The sequence below is a fragment of the Neobacillus sp. B24 genome, from assembly GCF_055381825.1.
Genome location: NZ_AP035777.1, coordinates 3954330 through 3979838, shown reverse-complemented (window position 1 = coordinate 3979838; position 25509 = coordinate 3954330). Strand labels below are relative to the sequence as shown.

Below are 25509 nucleotides of genomic sequence, written 5' to 3'. Positions count from 1 at the left end.
ATATAGGTTTACTGCTTGGGACGAAGAAAATGTATGAAAGTGAGTGGTCCGTAAATGGATCTATTAAGCATAAAAGACCCGGCCTTTTTAAAGAGCATGTCCAACAAAGAATTGGAGTCTTTAAGTCAGGAAATACGCCAATTTTTGATTGAAAAGCTGTCTGTTACCGGTGGTCATATCGGGCCAAATCTTGGTGTCGTCGAACTGACAATTGCTTTACATAAATGCTTTGACAGCCCGCGGGATAAAATTCTTTGGGATGTTGGCCACCAATCCTATGTCCATAAAATTTTAACGGGCAGGGCATGTGATTTCGATTCATTAAGACAATTTAAGGGGCTTTGTGGGTTCCCTAAACGGATAGAAAGCGAGCATGATGTATGGGAAACCGGCCACAGCTCGACATCTCTTTCAGCTGCTATGGGAATGGCGATTGCCAGAGATATAAAAAAGGAGAAGCACTTTGTCGTTCCTGTCATCGGAGACGGCGCTTTAACCGGGGGAATGGCACTAGAAGCACTGAATCATATCGGACATGAGAAAAAAGACATGATTGTAATCCTGAACGATAATGAAATGTCAATAGCTCCTAACGTTGGAGCATTGCACAATATTCTGGGACAATTGCGGACCGCCGGAAAATATAATTGGGTAAAAGACGAGCTGGAAATGCTCTTAAAGAAAGTTCCTGCCGTCGGCGGAGTGCTGGCCGCTACTGCTGAAAGAATCAAGGACAGCCTGAAATATTTATTGGTTTCCGGCATGTTCTTCGAAGAATTGGGCTTTACCTATTTGGGCCCGATTGACGGCCATAATTTTGATGATTTATTTGAGATCTTCAGCTATGCAAAAAAGACAGAGGGCCCTGTGCTTATCCATGTCATTACCAAAAAGGGTAAAGGGTTCCAACCGGCCGAGTTGGATAAGAAGGGAACTTGGCATGGAACGGGACCATACAAAATGGACACAGGAGATTTTGTCAAACCGAATACGAAGCAGCCTCCTGCCTGGAGCAGTCTCGTTAGTGAGACTGTTCGCCGTATCGCCCGTGAAGATGAACGGATTGTGGCGATTACCCCCGCAATGCCGGTAGGTTCAAAACTTGAAGGGTTTGCGAGTGAATTTCCCGATAGAATGTTTGATGTCGGGATTGCCGAACAGCATGCAGCTACAGTAGCAGCCGGTCTGGCAACGCAAAATATGAAGCCGTTTTTGGCGATTTATTCCACTTTCCTGCAGCGTGCTTATGATCAAGTAGTCCATGATATATGCCGGCAAAATCTGAATGTGTTTATCGGAATTGACCGTGCTGGTTTAGTTGGTGCTGACGGTGAAACACATCAAGGTGTATTTGACATTGCCTTTCTGAGACATGTACCAAATATCGTCCTGATGATGCCAAAGGATGAAAATGAAGGTCAGCATTTAGTCTATACGGCCTTGAATTATGATGATGGTCCGATCGCTATGAGATTCCCACGCGGTAATGGAGTCGGCGTTCCAATGGACGAAAAGTTAAAAAGCATTCCAATTGGGACTTGGGAAGTTTTAAAAGCTGGTGATGATGCTGCGATTTTAACTTTTGGAACGACAATACCGATGGCGATGGAAGCAGCAATGAAACTTGATAAGCAAGGTATCTCTGTTAGGGTTGTAAATGCCCGTTTTATCAAACCAATGGATGAAAAAATGCTGGCAGATCTGTTCGCAGAAAACATTCCGCTTCTAACTATAGAGGAAGCCATTTTACAAGGCGGCTTTGGCAGTGCTGTTCTCGAATCTGCCCAGTCGCAGGGATATTACCATGCTCATATTGATCGAATGGGGATTCCAGATCAATTTATCGAGCACGGTGATGTTAATTCTCTATTGGAAGAGATTGGCTTAACAACGGACGAAGTGGTCAAACGAATTTCGATTTTAGCACGGAAAAAACAGCAAAGGGCTTAATCCATGAAAACAAAAGAACGTTTAGATGTTTTGCTTGTAGAGCGAGGTCTGTTTGAGACAAGGGAAAAAGCGAAACGTGCAGTGATGGCTGGAATTGTATATTCCAATGAAGAGCGCTTGGATAAACCGGGGGAAAAGGTTAAAAGTGATATTCCATTAACCGTAAAAGGAAATGTCCTTCCATATGTCAGTCGTGGCGGCCTAAAGCTTGAGAAAGCTTTAAAGGTGTTCGATGTCAGTGTGGCTGATAAAGTAATGTTGGATATTGGCGCTTCGACGGGAGGCTTTACTGACTGCGCTTTGCAAAATGGTGCAAAAATGTCCTATGCCCTCGATGTCGGTTATAATCAGCTTGCTTGGAAGCTGCGTCAGGATGAGCGGGTTGTCGTAATGGAGCGGACAAATTTCCGCTACGTTACCACTAAGGACTTAGCCGGTGAAATGCCGAATTTTGGTACTATCGATGTTTCGTTTATTTCATTAACCTTGATATTGCCAGTTTTAAAAACCCTGCTTGTTCCAGGAAGTGACATTATTGCCTTAATTAAACCGCAGTTTGAGGCTGGCAGGGAACAGGTGGGCAAAAAAGGAATTGTCCGTGATCAAAAGGTCCATCTTCAGGTAATTGAAAAAATCATCAATTTTTGCATTGGGCAAGGGTATACCATTGCCAATTTATCTTATTCGCCAATTACCGGTGGCGACGGAAATATCGAATTCCTTCTCCACCTTGTATGGGAGGGTGAGCGGGATACGGGGGTCAACCAGCTTTCTGTAAAACCGGTTGATGTCGTCACTGAAGCACATAAAGAATTTCATACTAAACAAGAATAAAGGGTAGGCCGCCAAGGTCTATCCCTTTTGCATATCAATGTATATTTATAGAAATAAAAATGTACAAGTCCCCAAAAATCGGCTAACATATGAGTATAGATACATAGTACATAATGCACAGGAGTGGAACCATGAATAAGGGTCAACGACATATCAAAATAAGAGAAATCATTGCCAGTAACGATATCGAAACACAAGATGAATTAGTCGATGAATTAAAAAGTGCCGGTTATAATGTTACCCAAGCAACCGTTTCCCGGGATATTAAAGAACTGCATCTTGTAAAAGTCCCATTGAGCGATGGACGTTACAAGTACAGTCTGCCAGCAGACCAACGATTTAACCCGTTACAAAAATTAAAAAGAGCATTAGTCGATGCCTTCATCCGGATTGACTCGGCAGGGAATTTGCTCGTTATGAAAACTTTACCGGGAAATGCCATGGCAATTGGTGCATTAATTGATAATCTTGATTGGGAAGAAATAGTGGGAACGATTTGCGGCGACGATACGATTTTGATTATTTGCCGTACCTTGGAAGATACAGATACCATCACAAAAAGATTCCTTGATATGCTTTAATTTGGGGGAGTGTTCTTTGTTAGCGGAATTATCCATTAAAAACTTTGCAATTATTGAAAAACTGTCTATCTCGTTTAATAAAGGTTTAACTGTTTTAACCGGGGAAACAGGTGCGGGAAAGTCAATTATTATTGACGCCGTTCATTTGCTGACGGGTGCCAGGGGGTCGGCGGAATTTGTTCGTCATGGTGAAGAAAAAGCAGAACTGGAAGGGCTTTTTCAAATTGATGAAGTGGAACATCCCGTATACAAAAAGGCTTTGGATTTTGGAATTGATATGGAAGAAGGGACGATTATTTTGCGTCGTGATATTTCCAAAAGTGGTAAAAGCATTTGCCGGATTAACGGCAAGCTTGTTACGATATCGACCTTACGGGAAATAGGCGCTGCCCTTGTTGACATTCATGGTCAGCATGAGCATCAAGAATTGATGGACGAAACTAGGCATTTGCCGCTGCTTGACCAATATGGCGCGGAGGAAATCTCCCCTGCCATCGAAGAATACCAGGAGGTTTTTCGTCGCTTTGAGCAAACACGGCAGAGACTTAAGGCCTTAAGTGAAAATGACCAGCAAATGGCCCATCGCCTGGATTTAATCACATTCCAATTAAATGAAATCCAAACAGCTGATTTAAAGCTTAATGAAGATGAAGAACTATTGGAAGAAAAACGGAAGCTAGGTAATTTTGAAAAATTATATGAGGCCTTCCAGTTAAGCCATAACGCCTTAAATGGTGATCAAAAGGGACTGGACTGGATTGGTCTGGCAATGGGACATCTTGAAGATGTTGCCGCCATAGACCCAGCATATAAAGAATTATTCGAAACTGTTTCAAGCAGCTTCTATCAGTTGGAGGATGCAGCACGGTCATTAAGAAATGAGCTTGAAGGGTTGGAGTATGATCCGGAACGGCTGCATGAAATTGAAGACCGTTTAAATGAAATTAATCAGTTGAAACGAAAATATGGAAAAACCATTCAAGAAATTCTTGAATATGCAGCCAAGATTGAAGAAGAAATTGAAACACTACAGAATAAGGAAACAAGGATTGACGAACTGCAAAAAGAATTGGCTTCTGTAAAGAAGGACTTAAGCCTAGAGGCTAAGTATTTAACTGAACTTCGGCAAAAGTGGGCAAAAAAACTGACTGGATTAATTCATAAAGAGTTAAAAGAGCTGTACATGGAAAAAACAATCTTTGAGATCCGCTTTGAAATAGAAGCAGATCATTTTTCCAGAACAGGTGTGGATCATGCTGAATTTTATATTTCAACTAATCCAGGGGAGCCGTTAAAACCGTTATCAAAGGTTGCATCTGGCGGTGAATTGTCACGTATTATGCTTGGTCTGAAGAGTATTTTTTCAAAGCACCAGGGCGTTACTTCGATTATTTTTGATGAAGTGGATACCGGAGTAAGCGGAAGGGTAGCACAGGCAATCGCTGAAAAAATTTACAAGGTGGCCGTTGATTCACAAGTTTTATGTATTTCTCATTTGCCGCAAGTGGCCGCAATGGCAGACACCCATTTATTTATTTCCAAGGTTGTAAAAGGTGGCAGAACCACTACTTCTGTTAAGCCATTAAATGAACAAGAAAAGATTAAAGAGGTTGGCCGAATGATTTCTGGGGCCGAAATAACCGATTTAACTAAGCAGCATGCACAGGAATTACTGCAAATAGCTGTAAAAAATAAAAAAAATTGAAATGCTATCCATCTTGGGTAGCTTTTTTATATAGAACAAAGTTATAAATGATTGTCAAGGAGGCAAAATTATATATGTAGCCATTTTCAACTGCAGAAGAAGCGAGGAGAGTGAAAAGTTTGAAATTAGAAACATTAAGAAAAACTATTGGTGGAATTCTCCTTGTTTCATTAATAAGCCTAATTTTTTTTCAGCCAATGCGTGAGTTTTTAAGCATCCCCAAAAGTATTACCGTATTTGAAGGGCAGGATTATACCTTTAAAAAGGCTGCACCGGTTACAGCCTCTTTAGTTTCTCACAAAGCAAATACTCTTGAACAGGAAACTCATTCGGTTTCGTTCCAAGCCACGGAGCACGGCAAAGATGAAATGGTTTTAGAATTTGCCGGAATTCCAATTAAAAAGGTCGATGTCAATGTATTAAGGGATTTTCGGGTTATTCCAGGAGGTCAATCAATCGGTGTAAAATTAAATACTGTAGGTGTACTGGTGGTTGGTCACCATCAAGTGAATACAGCAGATGGAAAAAAATCTCCGGGTGAAATTGCAGGAATTAAGGTCGGAGATATTATTACTGAAATTAATGGAAATAAAATTGAAAAAATGACTGATGTCGCCCCTTACGTTCAAGCAGCAGGACAAGAAGAAAAAGCATTAGATATGCTAATTAGCCGGGAATCCGGCAAATTTAGGACGAAACTTACTCCGTTAAAGGATAAAGGCGAAAACACCTATAAACTAGGGTTATATATCAGAGATTCCGCCGCAGGAATTGGGACAATGACATTTATTCACCCGCAATCGAAAAAATACGGTGCCCTTGGCCATGTAATTTCCGATATGGACACAAAGCAGCCAATTGTCGTGGAAGATGGACAAATTGTTAGGTCGACCGTCACCTCCATTGAAAAGGGGAGTAATGGCGATCCTGGTGAAAAATTGGCCCGCTTCTCGTCAGACCGTGAAGTGGTTGGTAATATTAAAAAGAATAGTCCCTTTGGGATATTTGGTGAATTAAATAAGGATTTAAAAAATGGTGTATTGGATAAACCGCTCCCAATTGCCTTGTCTCATCAGGTAAAAGAGGGGCCTGCCAAAATTTTGACTGTTGTAAATAACGATAAAGTTGAAGAATTTAATGTAGAAATTGTCAGTACGATTCCGCAAAAGTTTCCAGCAACAAAAGGAATGGTTATAAAGGTAACCGATCCTAAGCTTCTAGAAAAGACTGGGGGAATTGTTCAAGGAATGAGCGGCAGTCCGATTATCCAAAATGGAAAGCTTATCGGAGCCGTCACCCATGTGTTCGTGAACGATCCAACCTCAGGATATGGAGTTCATATTGAATGGATGCTAAATGAAGCTGGAATTAATATATATGAAATGCCAAAGCATAAAGCAAGTTAAACAGGAAGCAAAATAGGACAATAAACCTATTTTGCTTCTTTTTTTATTCAATATTTTTCGACAAAATCCAGTAATAAATTGGAAAAATGGCGGTTTTCGTCGAATATGAAAGAAAAACAGAGAAAAGATAAGATTTTTTCACTAATTTAAGAAATATTAAAAAAAAGAGAGGAATTCTTATTGCATTGTCGAATTTCTAATTTAGAATAGAATTAGAAGAAAAATGTTTAAAAAACTGAAAATAGATAAATTTGATTTGAGTTGAGGAGGAACCGGAGTTGAAAAAGATTAAAGTGTGTGTCGTAGATGACAATAGAGAACTTGTAGGTTTATTAGAGGATTATATCTCGTCCCAGGATGACATGGAAGTGGCCGGAGTTGCCCACAATGGCCAAGAATGCCTGGAAATGTTAAGCTCTGTCGACCCCGATGTCCTTGTGCTTGATATTATCATGCCTCATTTGGACGGACTGGCAGTCCTTGAGAGACTCCGTGAACTGAAAAAGGGCGTCATTCCCAATGTAATTATGCTGACTGCTTTTGGGCAGGAAGATGTAACGAAAAAGGCCGTCGAATTAGGGGCATCCTATTTCATTCTAAAGCCATTCGATATGGAGAATTTGGGCAGTCATATTCGCCAGGTCAGCGGCAGCAGGTCATCATTTGCTACCCGTAAGGCTCCAGTATCATCGTATCGTTCTCAGTCAGAAGCAAAACCGAAAAATCTTGATGCCAGCATCACCAGCATTATTCACGAAATTGGGGTTCCAGCCCATATCAAAGGATATTTATATTTGCGTGAAGCAATCTCAATGGTTTTTAATGACATTGAATTGTTGGGTTCGATTACGAAAGTTCTATATCCGGATATCGCAAAAAAATATAACACTACCGCAAGTCGTGTGGAAAGAGCCATCCGCCATGCCATCGAAGTAGCATGGAGCCGTGGTAACATTGATTCCATCTCATCATTATTTGGTTATACTGTCAGCATGTCAAAAGCCAAGCCTACTAATTCCGAGTTTATCGCGATGGTTGCCGATAAACTTCGCTTGGAGCATAAAGCTTCTTGAAAGGACCAGTAAAAAAGCCTCTTTTTGAGGCTTTTTTACTTACTTTTTATCTTTTTCGAGTTCCATGAGTTTTTGAATTAGAATATGTTGTGGCATGTGCATAATTTGTTCTAGTGGAACCTTTAATTTTTCCGAAAGCATGATGGCTGTTTCAGGCGAAATTTGTAATGGTTTCAAGGTGAGTACCCCCATTTTATAGATTAGGATGTGACAACATGACACAAATTTTTGCCCATCGAGGCTATTCCGCCGCATATGCCGAAAATACGATGAGTGCTTTTTTGGCTGCGGAAAAAGCAGGTGCTGATGGGTTAGAACTGGATGTTCAATTAACAAGAGATGGTGAAATTGTCGTTATTCATGATGAAAAATTGGAACGCACAACGACGGGAACCGGCTTTGTAAAAGACCATACGTATAAGGAAATAAGAGCTTTCAATGCCAATAAAAAAAGTGTAAAAAAAGAACCAATCCCTTCGTTAGTGGAAGTGTTGGAATGGCTGAAAACTACGAAATTAGCCTGCAATATTGAATTGAAAAATGGCATTTTTCCATATGAAGGAATGGAAGAGAAGGTTATCACCCTTGTTCACAAATATGGCTTAGGTGACCGGATCATCATTTCTTCGTTTAATCATTATAGCATTGTTAACAGCTATCGGATGGCTCCGGAAATCGAAACGGCCCCATTATTTCTAGAGAGCATTTATATGCCTTGGGTTTATTCACAATCCATTCGTGCAAAGGGAATTCATCCAAAGCATTCTACGATTCCAGATCATATTATAACGGCAACAATGGAAAATGGAATTGCTGTCCGTCCTTATACGGTGAACCGTGAAGCAGATATGCACCGGCTGTTTAACATTAATTGTACAGCATTTATAACTGATGATCCGGTTAGAGCATCAAAAATAAGAAAGAAATATGAAAAGAGACCATAACTTAATATGGCCTCTTTTTTTAAGCAAATAGTATGTTATTTTTTAAACCTCGCTTGAACTTTGTTTCTTTTCCGATCCCGGTAAAATATAAACCCGGCTACAAAGGCGAGTCCCCCTATAAATAGGACCAATCCGACAAGGAATTGAAGCCAATACCAAGGGAACGGTTTATTCAATATCCCAAAGGTCATATCCCGCATCAATTTAATTCCCCATCCAGCCAAAAAACCTGGAATAACTAAGATAATAAGTGCAATAATCCGTTTCATAGAAAATCCTTCCGCAAAATAATAAGGAAATTAAGCCTTCAAAAAAATAATAGTACATAGATAAAATTTGTCAAGAAGGGAGCGTAAAGATAAAATAGATAGTGAAAAATATTGCATAATATTTGGGAATCCTGAAAAATTCTTCTTATACTCAAGGTGAAAAAATGGGAAAAAACATGCAAAATATCATGATAGTAGGTGCAGGCAAGGGCGGTACTGCAATATTAAAGATTTTGAAGGAATCAGAAGTAATGAATGTCTCCGTCGTAATTGACCGTAATGAGGATGCCCCTGGAGTCTTAATGGCTAAACGTGAAGGAATTAAAACCGGAACAGATTGGACCCCTTTTTTATCCGATCAAATCGATATTATTATCGATGTTACCGGTAACGAAACTGTATTTCAGGAAATAAGAAACAAGAAAAACAAGAAAACAATTTTAATTCCAGGCAGTGTGGCATTTCTTGTCTCGAAATTAATGGAAGAAAAAGAAGAGCTAATACAAAAGTCAACTAATTTAAGGGAAATTCAGACAATGCTGCAAGCAATCATCAATTCAAGTGATGATGCGATTTCTGTTGTTGATGAGTATGGTCTCGGGATTCTGATTAATCCTGCCTATACAAGGCTTACCGGTCTGTCGAAGGAGGACGTTATTGGCCAGCCTGCCACAACGGATATTTCCGAAGGTGAAAGCATGCATATGAAAGTGCTGCAAACCAGAAGAGCAGTGCGGGGAGTGCCTATGAGAGTCGGCCCTAATAAACGGGAGGTTGTCGTAAATGTGGCTCCCATTATTGTCAGCGGCAAATTAAAGGGCAGTGTCGGGGTTATTCATGACATGTCCGAAATGAAGTCGCTCAGCAGGGAATTGAACCAAGCCCGGCAATTAATTCGAAAATTGGAAGCCAAGTACACATTTGAAGACATTATTGGGAAATCGGATGAAATGACGTTGGCGATTGAACAGGCCAAATTGGGGGCGAAAACACCAGCAACTGTCTTGCTTCGTGGAGAATCGGGGACGGGGAAAGAATTATTTGCCCATGCCATCCATAATGCAAGCGACAGAAAATATAACAAATTTATTCGCGTAAATTGTGCTGCAATCTCTGAATCATTGCTGGAAAGTGAGCTTTTTGGGTATGAAGCAGGAGCCTTTTCGGGAGCGCTAAGGGGTGGGAAAATAGGTCTTTTCGAGGAGTCGAATAATGGAAGTATTTTTCTCGATGAAATCGGTGAGCTTCCAGCCAATACACAGGCAAAATTACTTCGTGTGCTTCAGGAAAATGAAGTACTCCGCGTTGGCGGGACCAAACCTATTGCTATCAATGTGCGAATTATTGCGGCTACCAATGTCAATTTGGAAAAGGGTATTGCCACAGGAACGTTTAGGGAAGACTTATATTACCGTTTAAATCGGATGCCAATACATATACCTCCGTTAAGAAAAAGGAAAGAAGAAATTCCGGCATTATGTGAAAGGCTGATTTTAAAAATAAATCGTGATTATGGAAGGAATGTCGAAGGAATTACAAATGCTGCGATGGCCCAATTAATGGTATACGATTGGCCAGGTAATGTAAGAGAACTGGAAAATATTCTTGGAAGAGCAATTATTTTTATGAAATATAATGAAACCTTTATCGATGTTCGCCACTTGCCTGAATTAAAAAATCGAAACACAGAAACTAATGCATTGACTGCAAGAGGCAGTGATACCGTTATATCAGGCCGCACCCTAACGGAAATGATGGAGGAATATGAAGCGGGTATCATAGGGCAAACCTTAAACAGGTTAAATGGAAATAAGACACTGACAGCAAAGACTTTGGGTTTGTCGGTAAGAAATTTATATTATAAGCTAGAAAAATACAAACTTGAAAACAATAGCATGCAATAAACTTCATGGTGTGAAGAAATTTGCAGATGAGTTCAATAAAAATAAAGCGTTTTCATAGAAATTTATTTTGGCACGGTTCTTGCATATTAAATAAATGGAGTTGCAGTAATTCATGAAAGGGTTGATAACAACTTGTTGCTAGAATCACTGATTGACGTATCTTCCCAAACAAACAGAAAAACAGTTGCAGTTGCTGCGGCCGAAGATGATGAAGTAATCGAAGCTGTACTAGATGCCTTAGAACGTAACCTTGCTGATTTCTTGTTAATTGGTGATAAGGAAAAAATCAATACCATTCTAAATCAGAAGAAGTATGATGGTCAAAACAGCAATCATGTAAAAATTATTCAGGCAGATTCACATGGTGCGGCTGCTGAGGAAGCCGTAAAGGCTGTTTTTAACAAGGAAGCAGATGTCGTAATGAAGGGCAATCTTCCAACCAATATTATTTTAAAAGCAGTGCTGAATAAAGAATACGGGTTACGGACAGGGAATGTTCTATCCCATACGGCTGTCTTTGAAGTTCCGGGATATGACCGATTAATGATCGTCACGGATGCAGCGATGAATATTGCACCAGATCTGGAACAAAAGGTCCAAATTACAAAAAATGCTGTATCAATTGCAAAGGCCATTGGCATCAAGAATCCAAAAGTAGCACCGATAGCTGCTGTAGAAGTAGTTAATCCAGCGATGCAGGCTACACTCGATGCCGCGGCTTTAACCATGATGAATAAGCGCGGGCAAATATCGGGCTGCATCATTGATGGGCCCCTTGCCCTCGATAATGCGGTCTCCAGTCTAGCTGCTGAACACAAAGGGATTCACAGTGATGTGGCTGGAACGGCTGACATTTTGTTGGTACCTGCAATTGAAGTAGGAAATGTATTATATAAATCATTAATTTATTTTGCTCGTGCGAAAGTCGGCGCAGTCATTGCCGGAGCTAAAGCACCAATTGTATTAACATCAAGAGCTGATTCCGCCGAAAGCAAGCTTTATTCATTAGCATTGGCATTGTGTTGTGTGCAAAAATAGATTGCTTCAAAAATTGAGGAGGAATAGACAATGGAAATTTTCAAGTACATGGAACAATATGATTATGAGCAAGTGGTATTCTGCCAGGATAAACAATCAGGCCTAAAAGCCATTATTGCGATACATGATACAACTCTGGGACCTGCATTAGGCGGAACCAGAATGTGGACATATGAAACGGAAGAAGCTGCAATTGAAGACGCATTACGATTAGCAAAGGGCATGACATACAAAAATGCAGCAGCTGGCTTAAATCTTGGCGGTGGTAAGACTGTTATCATCGGGGACCCTCGCAAAGACAAGAATGAAGAAATGTTCCGTGCTTTCGGTCGTTATGTTCAAGGTTTAAATGGCCGCTACATTACCGCTGAAGATGTAGGAACAACAGTGGCGGATATGGATTTAATTCATGAAGAAACTGATTATGTAACCGGCATTTCTCCGGCATTCGGCTCATCGGGAAATCCTTCACCAGTTACGGCTTATGGTGTGTACCGTGGAATGAAAGCAGCAGCCAAGGCAGCTTTTGGTTCCGACTCGCTAGAAGGCAAAGTGATTGCCGTCCAGGGTGTCGGTAATGTGGCTTATAATTTGTGCCGCCATTTGCATGAAGAAGGTGCCCAATTAATCGTAACGGATATCAATAAAGAGGCCGTGATGAGGGCGGTAGAAGAGTTTGGCGCTCGTGCGGTTGATCCAACTGAAATTTACAGTGTAGAATGTGATATTTATGCTCCTTGTGCTTTAGGTGCCACTATCAATGATGATACGATTCCTCAAATAAAGGCGAAAGTGATTGCTGGTGCAGCTAATAACCAATTAAAGGAGACACGCCACGGTGCCCTGATTCACGAATTGGGAATCGTCTACGCACCTGACTATGTCATCAATGCTGGTGGGGTCATTAACGTTGCCGATGAGTTATACGGATACAATCGCGACCGTGCCTTGAAAAAGGTCGAAACCATCTACAACAGTATTGAAAAGGTCATTGATATTTCTAAGCGTGATGGAATCCCAACTTACGTGGCAGCAGACCGGATGGCTGAGGAAAGAATTGAAAGAATGCGTAATTCCAGAAGCCAGTTTCTTCAAAATGGCCACCACATATTGAGTAGAAGAAGAACAAGATAGACCATTTTCCTGGTGAATGTTTGGGGCAAGAGCGCTGAATGAAAAATTCAGCGTCTTTGCCTTTAATGAAGGTGCAGTACTTCCCGGGATTACTCTTCGCCTGCATTGATAGAGAAAGAAGCAAAAAATGGAGGGCTAAACGTTGCCAAATAAAGAATATCGAATTCTCGTTATCAACCCAGGTTCAACATCCACAAAAATTGGAGTCTTCGATAATGAAATATCCATTCTGGAGAAAACCATTCGCCATGATACTGATACCATCAACTCTTTTCCTACTATCATTGATCAATATGAATTTAGAAAAACCACCATTTTAGAAACTTTGGATAACGAAGAGATTAATATATCTAAGCTTAGCGCAGTATGCGGACGAGGCGGATTGCTGCGGCCAATAGAAGGTGGAACATACGGTGTTAACGAAACAATGCTCCGTGACTTGAGAGTGGGTTTCTCAGGTCAGCACGCCTCGAATCTTGGCGGGATTATTGCGTTTGAAATCGCCACAGGTCTAAACATTCCTTCTTATATTGTTGACCCGGTTGTAGTCGATGAACTTGACCCAATTGCACGGGTTTCAGGCTTTCCCTTAATTGAAAGAAAAAGTATATTCCATGCATTGAATCAAAAGGCTGTGGCCAGAAGAGTAGCAAAGGAATTAGGAAAAAAATATTCTGAGTTGAATTTAATCGTTACTCATTTGGGGGGCGGTATCACCGTTGGTGTCCATAAATTGGGAAGAGTGGTGGACGTCAATAACGGACTCCATGGGGATGGACCCTTTAGTCCAGAGCGTGCCGGCACCGTTCCTGCTGGAGATTTAGTTACCTTGTGCTTTTCGGGAGAACATTATCGTGATGAGATTATGAAACGGCTAGTCGGCCAAGGAGGACTTGTTGGCTATCTTGGAACGAACGATGCCTTGGAGGTGGAACAACGAATTGCCTCGGGCGATAAAGAAGCTGAACTTGTGTATGAGGCAATGGCCTACCAAGTCGCTAAAGAAATCGGGGCCGCAAGTGCAGTACTCTCTGGTAAAGTGGATGCAATCGTGTTAACTGGCGGGCTTGCCTACGGGAAGGATTTTGTCAAATCGATAAGCGAACGAATTAATTGGATAGCAGATGTGATTGTCCAACCGGGGGAAAACGAACTGAAAGCACTGGCGGAAGGAGCGCTTCGGATCTTGCGCGGTGAGGAAGAGGTAAAAGAATATCCTGGCAAATTTGAAGCAGTCAAAATATTGAGCATTTAGTTTAGGAGGAAGAGTTTGTGGCACAAGAATATGATTTGGTCATTTTGGGCGGGGGCACAGGTGGTTATGTTGCGGCTATCCGCGCTTCACAGCTTGGCTTAAAAACAGCCATCGTCGAAAAAGGAAAACTGGGTGGAACCTGCCTTCATAAAGGCTGTATTCCGAGCAAGGCATTGCTAAGAAGCGCCGAAGTATACGCAACAACGAAACGCAGTGAAGAGTTCGGTGTCATCACTAGTGATGTAAGTGTTAATTTTAGCAAAGTTCAGGAACGGAAAAATAAAATTGTCGACCAGCTGCACAAAGGTGTTCAACATTTAATGAAACAAGGGAAAATAGATGTTTACGAGGGACTTGGCCGGATTCTTGGCCCATCAATTTTTTCACCGATGCCTGGAACGATCTCTGTAGAAATGAATAATGGTTCCGATAATGAAATGCTTATCCCGAAGAATGTCCTTATCGCTACAGGTTCAAGACCGCGGACTCTGCCAGGGCTTGAAATTGACGGGGAGTATGTGATGTCATCAGATGAAGCCCTTCAGCTTGAAGCACTGCCAAGCTCGATTATTATCGTTGGCGGCGGTGTGATCGGAATCGAATGGGCATCAATGCTTTCTGATTTTGGAGTAGAAGTAACGGTGATTGAATACGCAGATCGTATCATTCCGACCGAGGATAGGGATATCTCCAAAGAAATGCAGCGATTATTGAAGAAAAAGGGCCTCAAGCTGGTTACATCTGCAAAAGTTCTTCCTGAGACACTTATTCGGGATAATGGGGTATCCATTTCTGCCGAGGTAAAAGGGGAAGTAAAGGAATTTAAAGCGGAAAAATTGCTTGTTTCGGTAGGCCGCCAGGCGAATACAGAAGGAATTGGACTTGAAAACACAGAAATCCAGGTAGAAAAAGGATTTATTGTAACGAATGAAGTTTTACAAACGAAAGAATCCCATATTTATGCCATTGGTGATGTGATTGGCGGCCTTCAGTTGGCACACGTTGCTTCCCATGAGGGTATCGTGGCTGTCGAGCACATTGTCGGAGAGAATCCTACACCAATTGATTATAATCTTGTTTCCCGGTGCATCTACTCGAACCCTGAGGTTGGTAGTGTCGGCATCACTGAAGAGCAGGCGAAGGATAAGGGGCATAAAGTAAAGGTGGGTAAGTTTTCGTTTCGTGCCATTGGTAAAGCGCTTGTGTTTGGTGAAGCAGATGGATTTGTCAAAATCATTGCCGATGAAGAGACTGATGATATCCTAGGAGTGCATATGATTGGTCCTCATGTGACCGATATGATTTCAGAAGCAGGATTGGCGATGGTATTGGATGCCGTCCCATGGGAAATTGCTCATACGATTCACCCGCATCCAACCTTGTCAGAGGCTATTGGGGAAGCCGCGCTGGCAGTGGATGGGAAAGCTATTCATGGGTAATGGTTTGATTGGAAATTGACCGAAAATGAAAAGAAGATTGCTGAAAAGTCAGCATCTTTTTTTCAAGTAGGTTTCCAATATTTGAAACGTGTAAAAATGTATAAGTAACGAACAATCGGGAGGAATGAATGCAATGGTGGAAAAGCGTCATGAAGCGTTAGGGTTATCTGACGACAAAGTGCTGGAAATGTATGAAACAATGCTCCTCGCCCGCCGGATTGATGAGCGGATGTGGCTATTGAACCGTGCGGGAAAAATACCTTTTGTCATTTCATGTCAAGGACAGGAGGCAGCCCAGGTTGGCGCCGCTTTTGCTCTTGATCGTGAAAAAGACTATGTTTGCCCATACTACCGCGATATGGGTGTGGTATTAACCTTCGGGATGACACCTAGAGAGTTAATGCTGTCCGGGTTCGCCAAAGCAGAGGATCCAAACTCAGGCGGGCGGCAAATGCCGGGACACTTCGGGCAAAAGAAAAACCGAATTGTTACCGGGTCCTCTCCTGTTACGACCCAAGTTCCTCATGCAGTAGGCGTAGCTCTTGCTGGAAAAATGGAGAAAAAGGATTTTGTTTCATTCGTTACGTTCGGTGAAGGTTCATCCAACCAGGGTGATTTCCATGAGGGTGCCAACTTTGCCGGTGTACACAAGCTTCCGGTGATTTTTATGTGTGAAAATAACAAATATGCTATTTCTGTGCCAATTGAAAAGCAATTGGCGTGTGAAAAAGTTTCCGACAGGGCAATAGGTTACGGGATGCCGGGATATACCGTTGATGGCAACGATCCACTTGAAGTTTACAAGGTGGTTAAGGAAGCGGCAGACCGCGGACGACGCGGGGAAGGGCCAACATTGGTTGAGACGGTGTCTTACCGTTTGACTCCGCACTCATCTGATGATGATGACCGCACCTACCGTGCCCCGGATGAAGTGGCAAAAGCCAAAACAAATGATCCGATCATTACTTTTGGGGCTTATTTAAAAGAAACGGGCGTTTTGAATGACGAACTTGAAAAACAAATTAATGACCGTGTCATGAATATCGTGAACGAAGCCACTGACTATGCAGAAAATGCTCCGTATGCAGCGCCAGAGCACGCGTTGAAATACGTGTATGCGGATAAGTAAGGGGGAAGGGAAATGGCAGTAATTTCTTATATCGATGCCGTAACAATGGCGATTCGCGAAGAAATGCAAAGAGACCCTAAAGTTTTCGTCCTTGGGGAAGATGTGGGGGTAAAAGGCGGGGTATTTAAGGCGACACAAGGGTTATATGAACAATTTGGTGAAGAGCGGGTCATTGATACGCCGCTTGCAGAATCTGCAATTGCCGGAGTTGGAATCGGGGCGGCGATGTATGGGATGCGCCCGATTGCGGAAATGCAATTTGCCGATTTTATCATGCCAGCAGTGAACCAAATTATTTCCGAAGCGGCAAAAATCCGCTATCGTTCCAATAACGACTGGAACTGCCCAATTGTCATCCGTGCGCCTTACGGCGGCGGTGTCCACGGTGCTCTTTATCATTCGCAATCAGTCGAAGCAGTGTTCGCGAACCAGCCCGGTTTGAAAATAGTCATGCCTTCCACTCCTTATGATGTGAAAGGATTGTTGAAAGCCGCCATTCGTGACAACGATCCGGTGTTATTTTTCGAACATAAGCGCGCTTATCGGCTAATTAAGGGAGAGGTCCCAAGTGATGATTATACGCTTCCGATTGGGAAAGCCGATGTTAAGCGTGAAGGCGAAGATATCACGGTCATTACTTACGGACTTTGCGTACATTTTGCCCTGCAGGCTGCGGAAAAGTTGGCTAAGGATGGAATCTCGGCACAAATTTTGGATTTACGTACCGTCTATCCGCTTGACAAAGAAGCGATTATTGAATCGGCGTCGAAGACCGGGAAGGTCTTACTAGTTACGGAGGACAATAAAGAAGGAAGCATCATGAGCGAGGTAGCCGCGATTATTGCAGAGCATTGTCTGTTTGACTTGGATGCGCCTATCAAGCGTCTGGCTGGACCGGATGTCCCAGCGATGCCATATGCGCCAACAATGGAAAAATACTTTATGATCAATCCAGATAAAGTCGAAAAAGCAATGCGCGAGCTTGCGGAGTTTTAATAGAAAAACGGAAGCGCCTCGGTCAGCCCCGACAAGCTTAAGACGTAACCCGCAGGATGGGCCTGCCCTCCGGAGGGGGACGGCTTAAGACCTCGAGGGGCTAGGCGCTGGAGTTAGACATTGGAGGGTTTTACTTTGGGACTAGAACAAATTAAGATGCCGCAGTTGGGCGAGAGTGTAACAGAAGGTACGATTAGCAAATGGCTTGTCTCCGTTGGAGATAAGGTAAATAAATACGACCCGCTTGCAGAGGTCATGACTGACAAGGTAAATGCCGAAGTGCCGTCCTCCTTTACTGGAGTGATTAAAGAGCTAATTGCCGGGGAAGGCGATACGCTAGAGGTTGGAGAAATCATTTGTACTATTGAAACTGAAGGGAGCAGTGACAGTGCTGGTGAAGCCACAACTGTCCAGACTGATGAGGCTGCCCCCGCTGTTGAGGCTGTGGATCAGGAAAACAAAGCCCGCTATTCACCGGCTGTTCTAAAGCTCTCTCAAAAACATGGGATTGATATGGCACAGGTGTCTGGCACAGGTGCAGGCGGTCGGATTACTAGAAAAGATATTTTGAAAATTATTGAGTCAGGAAATATTCCTGCTGCTGGGAAGAAGACTGCTGCTGTTGAGGAGCCTGTACAACAAGCAGCCGTACAGCCAGCGGCTCCAAGTCAGCCAACTCCTGCTCCTGTTACGGCACCTGCAGCTCCTTCGATTCCACTGGCTGCTGGCGATATTGAAATCCCGGTTACCGGCATCCGCAAAGCGATTGCGACGAACATGCTGCGCAGCAAGCACGAAGCACCGCATGCCTGGACAATGGTCGAAGTTGATGCCACCAATCTGGTTGACTACCGGAACAGTATTAAAGACGAATTTAAGAAAAAAGAAGGCTTTAATTTAACATTCTTTGCTTTCTTTGTGAAGGCAGTTGCACAGGCTCTGAAAGAATATCCACAGATTAACTCGATGTGGGCAGGAGACAAGATCATTCGAAAGAAAGATATCAATATTTCGATTGCAGTCGCAACCGATGACGCATTATTTGTTCCAGTTATTAAAAATGCTGACGAAAAAACAATTAAAGGTATAGCCCGTGAAATTTCCGAACTTGCTGTGAAGGTTCGTTCCGGTAAACTCCGTCCAGAAGACATGCAGGGCGGTACGATAACCGTAAATAACACCGGTTCATTCGGTTCGGTCCAATCGATGGGTATAATAAATTACCCGCAGGCAGCAATTCTGCAGGTAGAATCAATCGTGAAACGTCCTGTAGTCATGAATAATGGCATGATTGCAGTACGTGACATGGTTAACCTGTGTATGTCATTGGACCACCGCGTATTGGATGGCCTCGTTTGCGGACGATTCCTTGCTCGGGTGAAGGAAATCATTGAAAATATGTCGAAGTCGACAACATCCATTTACTAATTATTAAGTCAGGCCGCCTTCATTGGCGGCCTACCCTGGTTAAATTACCAATTTTTCAACCAACGTGAAGCTCCCCATACCAATCCACCTGTTATTAAGGAAGCATACCATGGGAAATCAAACTTTGGACCAAAAGCTGGGAAGAATTGATTGGTAACAACAATAATCCCCATACCAGCCATGGCTACCAGCGCAATTTTTATTGAATAGCTAACTTCAGTTTTCTTCGCGGAGAAAAGAGAACGGGAAACAATTTTAAATATTGGTCCAATACTTCCAAGACTTATAGTAATGATGAGGAGAGATACCACTACCGATTTTACTGGATATACAACAATATCCACGTCCTTAAAAAAGCCCACAACTAATATAACCACTCCGCGAATCATAAAGAAGTAACTCACTAAACCTAAGACAATACTAGAAAAAAATCGAATAAGATTCCGTTTATTTTCTTTCGGGATTTGTTCAATGAGTTCATCCGCAAACGCTTTTGGGTCATCTCCGAATATTTCTCTAGCACTTTTCCCTTCGTTTTGTCCCTCGATTAAATGGTCCAGTATCTCCATTAAAATTTCCTCAGATTGCTGCTCCGAAAGAAATAATTGGAGTCTGATATAGATTAAAAAGTCAGAATAATACTTTTCATTTTCAGGTGTTAATTCTGTCCGCCGCTTATTATTCATTTCTATCAATTGCTTTGCTTCAATCATTGCTAATCCCCCTTTTCAATAAAAAGCTTGCAGGAATAACGATTTCTTCCCATTCCTGGGCAATGTCTCTAAGTGCCTCATGCCCTGTATCAGTTAAATAATAATATTTTCGATTAGGCCCTGATTCTGAGGGCTGCATTTCTCCGCGAATATAGCCATTCTTTTGGAGCCTTAGCAGAACAGGGTAAATGGTTCCTTCACTTACCTCATTTAGTCCTGCTGCTTGCAATTTCTTCGAAAGCTCATAGCCGTAAACGGGTTCTTTTTCAATGACAGCAAGTATGCACCCATCCAGAATCCCTTTTAAAAGTTGGCTTCGTAATGACATGGTTTGTATCCTTTCAATCGGTATATTGTATTACAAGATAGCTAGCCGATAAACAACTACCTTGCAATACAAAGTAGTTATTTTTACAATAATCAATCTTTATTTGATAGTCAATAGGTAATTGGAAAAAAGTTCATTGCCTGAAATGGCATTGTATTCTAAAATTAAATTAATTGAATTTTAGTTCAATTATCTTTGAAAGGGGGATGGGGAGCGTGGAAAGTATTCGCAATCAGACTTTTCCAGCCAAATCAGTGGACGAGTGGAAAGTAAAAGCTGAAGAGTCTCTAAAAGGAAAAAAGATAGAGTCATTACTAAGTACTACATATGAAAATATTAATTTGAAACCGCTTTATACATCACAAGACCAACAGCAGCATGTGTCAAATTATCCCGGAGGGGAAGATTACAGAAGGGGAATTGACCCGTTAGGTTATGTGACAAACGAATGGAAAGTGGCCCAGCGGATTACCTCGAAAACACCGGAAGAGCTGAAACAACAGCTGCACCACGCTGTTGAGAAGGGACAAACTGCCATTTCATTCGAAATATCCAAAGACCTTGCCACAAATTTTTCAGACATTGTTGGGGATTTAAACAGTAAATACCCATTTGCCATCAATGCAAAATGGGAACTGGCAAATTTATTAACACAACTCAACCACAATGCGACTGGATATATTGCCAATGATCCAATTGCACTTTTTGCCGAAGATGGCCAAATCGATGAGGATTATTTTCAAATGTGGCCAGCTGAAATTCGTAAGGCAGCTGAAAAGTTTCCGAAATTACGGACCGTTATAGTTGATACCACAACCTATCATAACGGGGGAGCAAGCGCTGTCCAAGAGCTGGGAATAGCCGCGGCGTCAGGGGTGTATTATATTGAGAAGCTTACACAAGAGGGTCTCTCACTCCAACAAGCTCTGTCAAAAATGGTATTCCAATTCTCCATTGGCAGCAACTTCTTTATGGAACTTGCCAAGCTGCGAGCGGCCCGTATCGTTTGGAATACAATAACTGAATTGTACGGTGCAAGCGTGGATGAACGAAAAATGCATATCACAGCTACAACATCCCACTTTACGAAAACAATTCACGATCACCATGTTAATATTCTGCGTTCTGCAAATGAAGCATTTGCAGCTGTTCTGGGCGGAGTTCAATATTTGCATGTTGAGCCGTTTGATGCTCTGACCGGCTCTAACGACTTTTCCGAGCGTGTTGCCCGCAATATCCAGCTAGTTTTAAGTGAAGAGGCCCATTTAAAGAAGGTGGTTGACCCTGCCGGAGGGTCCTGGTATATCGAAGCATTAACATCGGAACTGGCACAAAAGGCCTGGGTGTTTTTCCAGGAAATCGATGCAAAGGGTGGAATACTTGAGGCTTTAAAAACGAACTGGCTGCAGCAGGAGATTGCCTCGACCTTTGAAAAAAAGAACCTAGACATCCAGACGAGAAAACAGAGCATAATTGGAACCAATGTATATTCAAAATTAGATGAATCCATAGTGGATTATCCTGAAAAATCAAATGTCAGCGGTAAAGACTTCGAAGCAATAAAGCGGCGGAGACTTTCTGAACCATACGAGGATCTTCGCCAAATGGCTATTCAATATGCGGAAAAGACAGGCACTGTGCCTTCTGTCGGCATGGTTTGTCTCGGTAACTTAAAACAGCATAAGCCAAGATTGGATTTCATGAAAGGCTTCCTATCTGCGGGCGGAATCCAGTCTATCGAAAGCCGGCCAATCCATGATCTAGAAGACGCAAAGGAGTTTATTAGAAACTTGAATACTAACTTTGTCTGCTTCTGTGGCAATAACGAACAGTATGAACAAATCGGCCACGAAATTCTGACGGTCATAAAATCAGAGTTTCCTAACGTAAAATTCCTGCTGGCAGGGCTGCCTGAGAAAAGCCTGCAGGATCAGTGGTTTAGCGAAGGAATCAGACAGTTTATTCATTTCAAAAGCAACTGCTATGAAACTTTAAAAGACATACTTTCCGAAATCGAGGTGAGTCATCTTGAAGCCTGATTTTCAAAATGCAAAATTATATGAAGAACAGAAGTTTATCACAAAAGAAGAATGGATGGTAAAAGTCGATAAAGAAATTGACAGTTCCATTGAGGACTTGCTGTTCGAGACAAATGAACAAATTAACTTAAAACCCGTTTATACAAAGGAAAACCGTGATGGATTGGAACATCTTGACCACCTGCCGGGACTTCCTCCGTATACACGTGGGCCCTATCCAACCATGTACGTCAACCGTCCCTGGACCGTCAGGCAGTATGCCGGTTTTTCAACAGCGGACGAAAGTAATGCGTTCTATCGCCGTAATTTAGCAATGGGGCAAAAGGGATTGTCCGTTGCCTTTGACCTTGCTACCCACAGAGGCTACGATTCGGACCACCCGCGGGTAATCGGGGATGTTGGCAAAGCAGGGGTAGCAATTGATTCTGTATTTGATATGAAAACCCTTTTCGACGGGATTCCGTTGGATCAAATGTCTGTCTCGATGACAATGAACGGGGCGGTTCTTCCGGTTCTCGCGTTTTTTATCGTTACAGCCGAAGAGCAGGGAGTCAGCCAGGAAAAGCTGTCCGGGACCATTCAAAATGACATCTTAAAAGAATATATGGTGCGGAACACCTACATTTATCCGCCGGAAATGTCGATGAAAATCATTGCCGATATTTTTGAATATACCTCCAAATATATGCCGAAGTTTAATAGTATCAGTATCTCGGGCTATCATATGCAAGAGGCTGGGGCGCCGGCTGATATCGAATTAGCTTACACGCTGGCAGATGGTCTGGAATATGTCAGAACCGGTCTGAAAGCTGGCATTGACATTGATTCGTTTGCACCGCGCCTGTCCTTTTTCTGGGCTATCGGGATGAACTATTTCATGGAAGTAGCGAAAATGCGGGCGGGACGGTTCATCTGGGCGAAAATGATGAAATCGTTCAACCCGAAAAATGAAAAATCGATGGCACTGCGAACCCATTCGCAAACGTCCGGTTGGAGCCTGACGGAGCAGGATCCGTTTAACAATGTTACCCGGACACTAATCGAGGCGCATGCCGCGGCCATGGGACATACGCAATCGCTGCACACAAATGCCTTGGATGAAGCCATTGCCTTGCCAACTGATTTCTCAGCAAGGATTGCCCGTAATACTCAGTTATTTTTACAAGAAGAAACGGCGATTACCAAGGTTATCGACCCGTGGGCAGGCTCTTATTATGTGGAAAAATTAACAGACGAATTAATTAAGCGCGCCTGGACTCATATTGAGGAAATCGAAAATCTTGGCGGAATGGCAAAAGCGATTGAAACCGGACTTCCAAAGATGAGAATTGAAGAGGCAGCGGCAAGACGCCAGGCACAAATTGATTCCGGAAAAGAAACGATTATTGGTGTGAACGCCTTCCGTCTTGAAAAAGAAGAGCCAATCGACATCCTCGATATTGACAATACGGCTGTCCGCTTAAAGCAAATTGAAAAATTAAATGAACTAAAAGCTGCTCGCGATCCACTTAAAGTGGAAGAGGCGTTAACGCATTTAACGAATGCTGCCATATCCGGGGAAGGCAACCTTTTGGAACTAGCAGTCAAGGCCGCTCGTGTTCGAGCGACATTAGGTGAAATTTCTGATGCGATTGAAAAAGCTGCTGGCCGTCATAAAGCGATTATCCGTTCAATCAGTGGTGTGTATAGTACCGCGTTTACGAATGAAGAAGAAATAGCCGCAGTCCAGCGGATGACGGATGAGTTTCTCGAAAATGAAGGCCGAAGACCCCGGATCCTGATTGCAAAAATGGGACAGGACGGTCATGATCGTGGTGCCAAGGTTATTGCTACCGCCTTCGCCGATTTAGGCTTTGATGTTGATATCGGCCCATTGTTTCAAACACCGGCAGAAACTGCAGCACAGGCGGTTGAAAATGATGTTCATGTTATCGGTATGAGCTCACTTGCTGCCGGACATAAGACGCTCTTGCCACAGCTGATCGACGAATTGAATAATCTCGGACGGGAGGATATCCTCGTCGTTGCTGGCGGCGTGATTCCGGCCCAAGATTATCAATTCTTGTATGACAATGGTGCTGCTGCGATTTTCGGACCTGGTACCATCATTCCAGTGGCCGCGCAAAAGGTTATCCAGGAAATTTACAAGCGGCTAGGCTATGAGGAAGTGGCAAATTAATGACCGAGGAGCAAAGACCGGAATGGGTAAACCCGAACGAACCCGAAAAGTTTTCAAGTGTGATTCGCAAAGGCCAAGAGCATACAGGGCAGGATGCATCAATCCAGAAAAACCTTGTCTTCCAAAAGCGCCGCTCCACAGAGCCTTCGGTTGAGGAACTATATCAAGGTGTGCTAAAAGGGGACAGAAGCTTGCTGGCAAGGGCAATTACATTGGCAGAAAGCAATGCAGAGCAGCATTTTAAAAAAGCGCAAGCCCTCCTGCAAAAACTGTTGGTTCATTCCGGTCAATCCATCCGCATTGGAATAACCGGAGTACCCGGCGCGGGAAAAAGCACTTTTATTGAAGCGTTTGGAACCTATCTTTGTAAACTTGGCTTACAAGTGGCTGTCCTTGCCATTGACCCCAGCTCGAAAATCAGCGGCGGCAGCATTCTGGGGGATAAGACACGGATGGAACAGCTGTCGAGGAATCCAAGGGCGTTTATTCGCCCGTCGCCAACGGCCGGCAAACTTGGCGGGGTTCACCGCAAAACGCGCGAAGCGATGCTGATTTGTGAAGCAGCGGGCTTTGATGTGATCTTAATCGAAACGGTTGGTGTCGGTCAAAGCGAAGTTATCATCCGTGACATGGTAGACTTTTTTATGCTGCTTGTTTTGACTGGCGCAGGTGATGAACTGCAAGGAATGAAAAAAGGCATTATGGAACTAGCCGATGCCATTATAGTCCATAAAGCTGACGGGTCAAACAAACCAGTTGCAGATAAAACCAGGAAAGAATATAACCGTATTCTCCATTTTCTCCAGCCTGCAACGAAGGGCTGGACTACGAAAGCATATACATGTTCATCGATGACGTATGAAGGAATTGAAGATGTATGGCATGTAATTCAAGCTTTTGAACAGAGGACGAAGGAATCAGGAGTTTTTGCTGACAGGAGGAAGGTCCAATCAAAGGAATGGCTCTATTCCATGATAACTGATCAACTCCACTATCAATTTTTTTCTCATAGAGAAGTCAAAAACCTGCTGCCGAAATTCGAAAACGAAGTGATTGCCGGGGATATGACTGTCGCGACAGCCGTTGAGAAGCTTTTCCAAGCGTTTATAGACCAAAATGATTAAGACTTTTTTAAATCTGGCAGTTATCTTTTGGACCCTCAGGA

The 25509-nt window shown here is 42.8% G+C and carries 22 protein-coding genes; 18 read left to right on the top strand and 4 right to left on the bottom strand.

Annotation, left to right across the window (positions count from 1 at the left end):
- The first annotated feature begins 54 nt into the window (after positions 1–54).
- The 6 genes from dxs to spo0A all read left to right on the top strand — a co-directional run bounded on the left by dxs (position 55) and on the right by spo0A (position 7549).
- Positions 55–1950 carry a 1-deoxy-D-xylulose-5-phosphate synthase gene (gene dxs / locus ACZ43M_RS19730; RefSeq protein WP_464504217.1) on the top strand — a complete coding sequence of 632 codons (1896 nt, stop codon included), beginning with the start codon at positions 55–57 and terminating at the stop codon, positions 1948–1950.
- A 3-nt stretch (positions 1951–1953) separates the two neighbouring features.
- Complete coding sequence (locus ACZ43M_RS19725; RefSeq protein ID WP_464504216.1) at positions 1954–2784, top strand: TlyA family RNA methyltransferase; 831 nt, start codon at positions 1954–1956, stop codon at positions 2782–2784.
- A gap of 131 nt (positions 2785–2915) precedes the next feature.
- A complete protein-coding gene (gene ahrC, locus ACZ43M_RS19720; protein ID WP_464504215.1) occupies positions 2916–3365 on the top strand; it encodes a transcriptional regulator AhrC/ArgR in 450 nt (149 codons plus the stop codon).
- 16 nt (positions 3366–3381) lie between these two features.
- On the top strand, positions 3382–5070 hold the full coding sequence (recN, locus tag ACZ43M_RS19715) for a DNA repair protein RecN (protein WP_464504214.1): 1689 nt from the start codon (positions 3382–3384) through the stop codon (positions 5068–5070).
- Between the two features lie 119 nt (positions 5071–5189).
- Positions 5190–6476, top strand: a complete 1287-nt coding sequence (spoIVB, locus tag ACZ43M_RS19710; protein WP_464504213.1) for a SpoIVB peptidase — start codon at positions 5190–5192, stop codon at positions 6474–6476.
- A gap of 278 nt (positions 6477–6754) precedes the next feature.
- The gene (gene spo0A / locus ACZ43M_RS19705; protein WP_464504212.1) at positions 6755–7549 is read left to right on the top strand and encodes a sporulation transcription factor Spo0A; all 795 of its coding nucleotides are present in this window, start codon (positions 6755–6757) and stop codon (positions 7547–7549) included.
- Between the two features lie 39 nt (positions 7550–7588).
- On the opposite strand, the gene ACZ43M_RS19700 is transcribed toward spo0A, so the two are convergent.
- The gene (locus tag ACZ43M_RS19700) at positions 7589–7726 is read right to left on the bottom strand and encodes a YycC family protein (RefSeq protein WP_464504211.1); all 138 of its coding nucleotides are present in this window, start codon (positions 7724–7726) and stop codon (positions 7589–7591) included.
- 38 nt (positions 7727–7764) lie between these two features.
- On the opposite strand from ACZ43M_RS19700, the gene ACZ43M_RS19695 reads away from it, so the two are divergent.
- Positions 7765–8493: a glycerophosphodiester phosphodiesterase gene (locus ACZ43M_RS19695; protein WP_464504210.1), complete on the top strand. Its 729-nt coding sequence runs from the start codon at positions 7765–7767 to the stop codon at positions 8491–8493.
- A 35-nt stretch (positions 8494–8528) separates the two neighbouring features.
- On the opposite strand, the gene ACZ43M_RS19690 is transcribed toward ACZ43M_RS19695, so the two are convergent.
- On the bottom strand, positions 8529–8762 hold the full coding sequence (locus ACZ43M_RS19690; protein ID WP_464504209.1) for a DUF2627 domain-containing protein: 234 nt from the start codon (positions 8760–8762) through the stop codon (positions 8529–8531).
- Positions 8763–8938: 176 nt separating this feature from the next.
- On the opposite strand from ACZ43M_RS19690, the gene ACZ43M_RS19685 reads away from it, so the two are divergent.
- The 8 genes from ACZ43M_RS19685 to ACZ43M_RS19650 all read left to right on the top strand — a co-directional run bounded on the left by ACZ43M_RS19685 (position 8939) and on the right by ACZ43M_RS19650 (position 19085).
- Entirely contained in the window at positions 8939–10666 is a 1728-nt protein-coding gene (locus ACZ43M_RS19685; RefSeq protein WP_464508072.1) for a sigma-54 interaction domain-containing protein, read from the top strand.
- Between the two features lie 132 nt (positions 10667–10798).
- Positions 10799–11704 carry a phosphate butyryltransferase gene (gene yqiS / locus ACZ43M_RS19680; RefSeq protein WP_464504208.1) on the top strand — a complete coding sequence of 302 codons (906 nt, stop codon included), beginning with the start codon at positions 10799–10801 and terminating at the stop codon, positions 11702–11704.
- Positions 11705–11734: 30 nt separating this feature from the next.
- Complete coding sequence (gene bcd, locus ACZ43M_RS19675; protein ID WP_464504207.1) at positions 11735–12838, top strand: branched-chain amino acid dehydrogenase; 1104 nt, start codon at positions 11735–11737, stop codon at positions 12836–12838.
- Between the two features lie 142 nt (positions 12839–12980).
- Positions 12981–14093 (top strand): butyrate kinase, encoded by a 1113-nt coding sequence (gene buk, locus ACZ43M_RS19670; protein ID WP_464504206.1) that lies wholly within the window; start codon positions 12981–12983, stop codon positions 14091–14093.
- A 17-nt stretch (positions 14094–14110) separates the two neighbouring features.
- Entirely contained in the window at positions 14111–15532 is a 1422-nt protein-coding gene (lpdA, locus tag ACZ43M_RS19665; RefSeq protein ID WP_464504205.1) for a dihydrolipoyl dehydrogenase, read from the top strand.
- Between the two features lie 124 nt (positions 15533–15656).
- The gene (locus tag ACZ43M_RS19660) at positions 15657–16661 is read left to right on the top strand and encodes a thiamine pyrophosphate-dependent dehydrogenase E1 component subunit alpha (RefSeq protein ID WP_464504204.1); all 1005 of its coding nucleotides are present in this window, start codon (positions 15657–15659) and stop codon (positions 16659–16661) included.
- A 12-nt stretch (positions 16662–16673) separates the two neighbouring features.
- Entirely contained in the window at positions 16674–17657 is a 984-nt protein-coding gene (locus ACZ43M_RS19655; protein WP_464504203.1) for an alpha-ketoacid dehydrogenase subunit beta, read from the top strand.
- Positions 17658–17792: 135 nt separating this feature from the next.
- Positions 17793–19085: a dihydrolipoamide acetyltransferase family protein gene (locus ACZ43M_RS19650; RefSeq protein WP_464504202.1), complete on the top strand. Its 1293-nt coding sequence runs from the start codon at positions 17793–17795 to the stop codon at positions 19083–19085.
- A 44-nt stretch (positions 19086–19129) separates the two neighbouring features.
- On the opposite strand, the gene ACZ43M_RS19645 is transcribed toward ACZ43M_RS19650, so the two are convergent.
- The gene (locus ACZ43M_RS19645) at positions 19130–19798 is read right to left on the bottom strand and encodes a DUF1129 family protein (protein WP_464504201.1); all 669 of its coding nucleotides are present in this window, start codon (positions 19796–19798) and stop codon (positions 19130–19132) included.
- On the bottom strand, positions 19791–20126 hold the full coding sequence (locus tag ACZ43M_RS19640; RefSeq protein ID WP_464504200.1) for a PadR family transcriptional regulator: 336 nt from the start codon (positions 20124–20126) through the stop codon (positions 19791–19793). The genes ACZ43M_RS19645 and ACZ43M_RS19640 overlap by 8 nt, the downstream gene beginning before the upstream one ends.
- A gap of 206 nt (positions 20127–20332) precedes the next feature.
- On the opposite strand from ACZ43M_RS19640, the gene ACZ43M_RS19635 reads away from it, so the two are divergent.
- The 3 genes from ACZ43M_RS19635 to meaB are packed head-to-tail and all read left to right on the top strand — an operon-like array spanning position 20333 to position 25468.
- Positions 20333–22165 carry a methylmalonyl-CoA mutase subunit beta gene (locus tag ACZ43M_RS19635; RefSeq protein WP_464504199.1) on the top strand — a complete coding sequence of 611 codons (1833 nt, stop codon included), beginning with the start codon at positions 20333–20335 and terminating at the stop codon, positions 22163–22165.
- 37 nt (positions 22166–22202) lie between these two features.
- The gene (gene scpA / locus ACZ43M_RS19630; RefSeq protein ID WP_464508071.1) at positions 22203–24344 is read left to right on the top strand and encodes a methylmalonyl-CoA mutase; all 2142 of its coding nucleotides are present in this window, start codon (positions 22203–22205) and stop codon (positions 24342–24344) included.
- The gene (gene meaB, locus ACZ43M_RS19625) at positions 24344–25468 is read left to right on the top strand and encodes a methylmalonyl Co-A mutase-associated GTPase MeaB (RefSeq protein WP_464504198.1); all 1125 of its coding nucleotides are present in this window, start codon (positions 24344–24346) and stop codon (positions 25466–25468) included. The genes scpA and meaB overlap by 1 nt, the downstream gene beginning before the upstream one ends.
- The last annotated feature ends 41 nt before the right edge of the window (positions 25469–25509 follow it).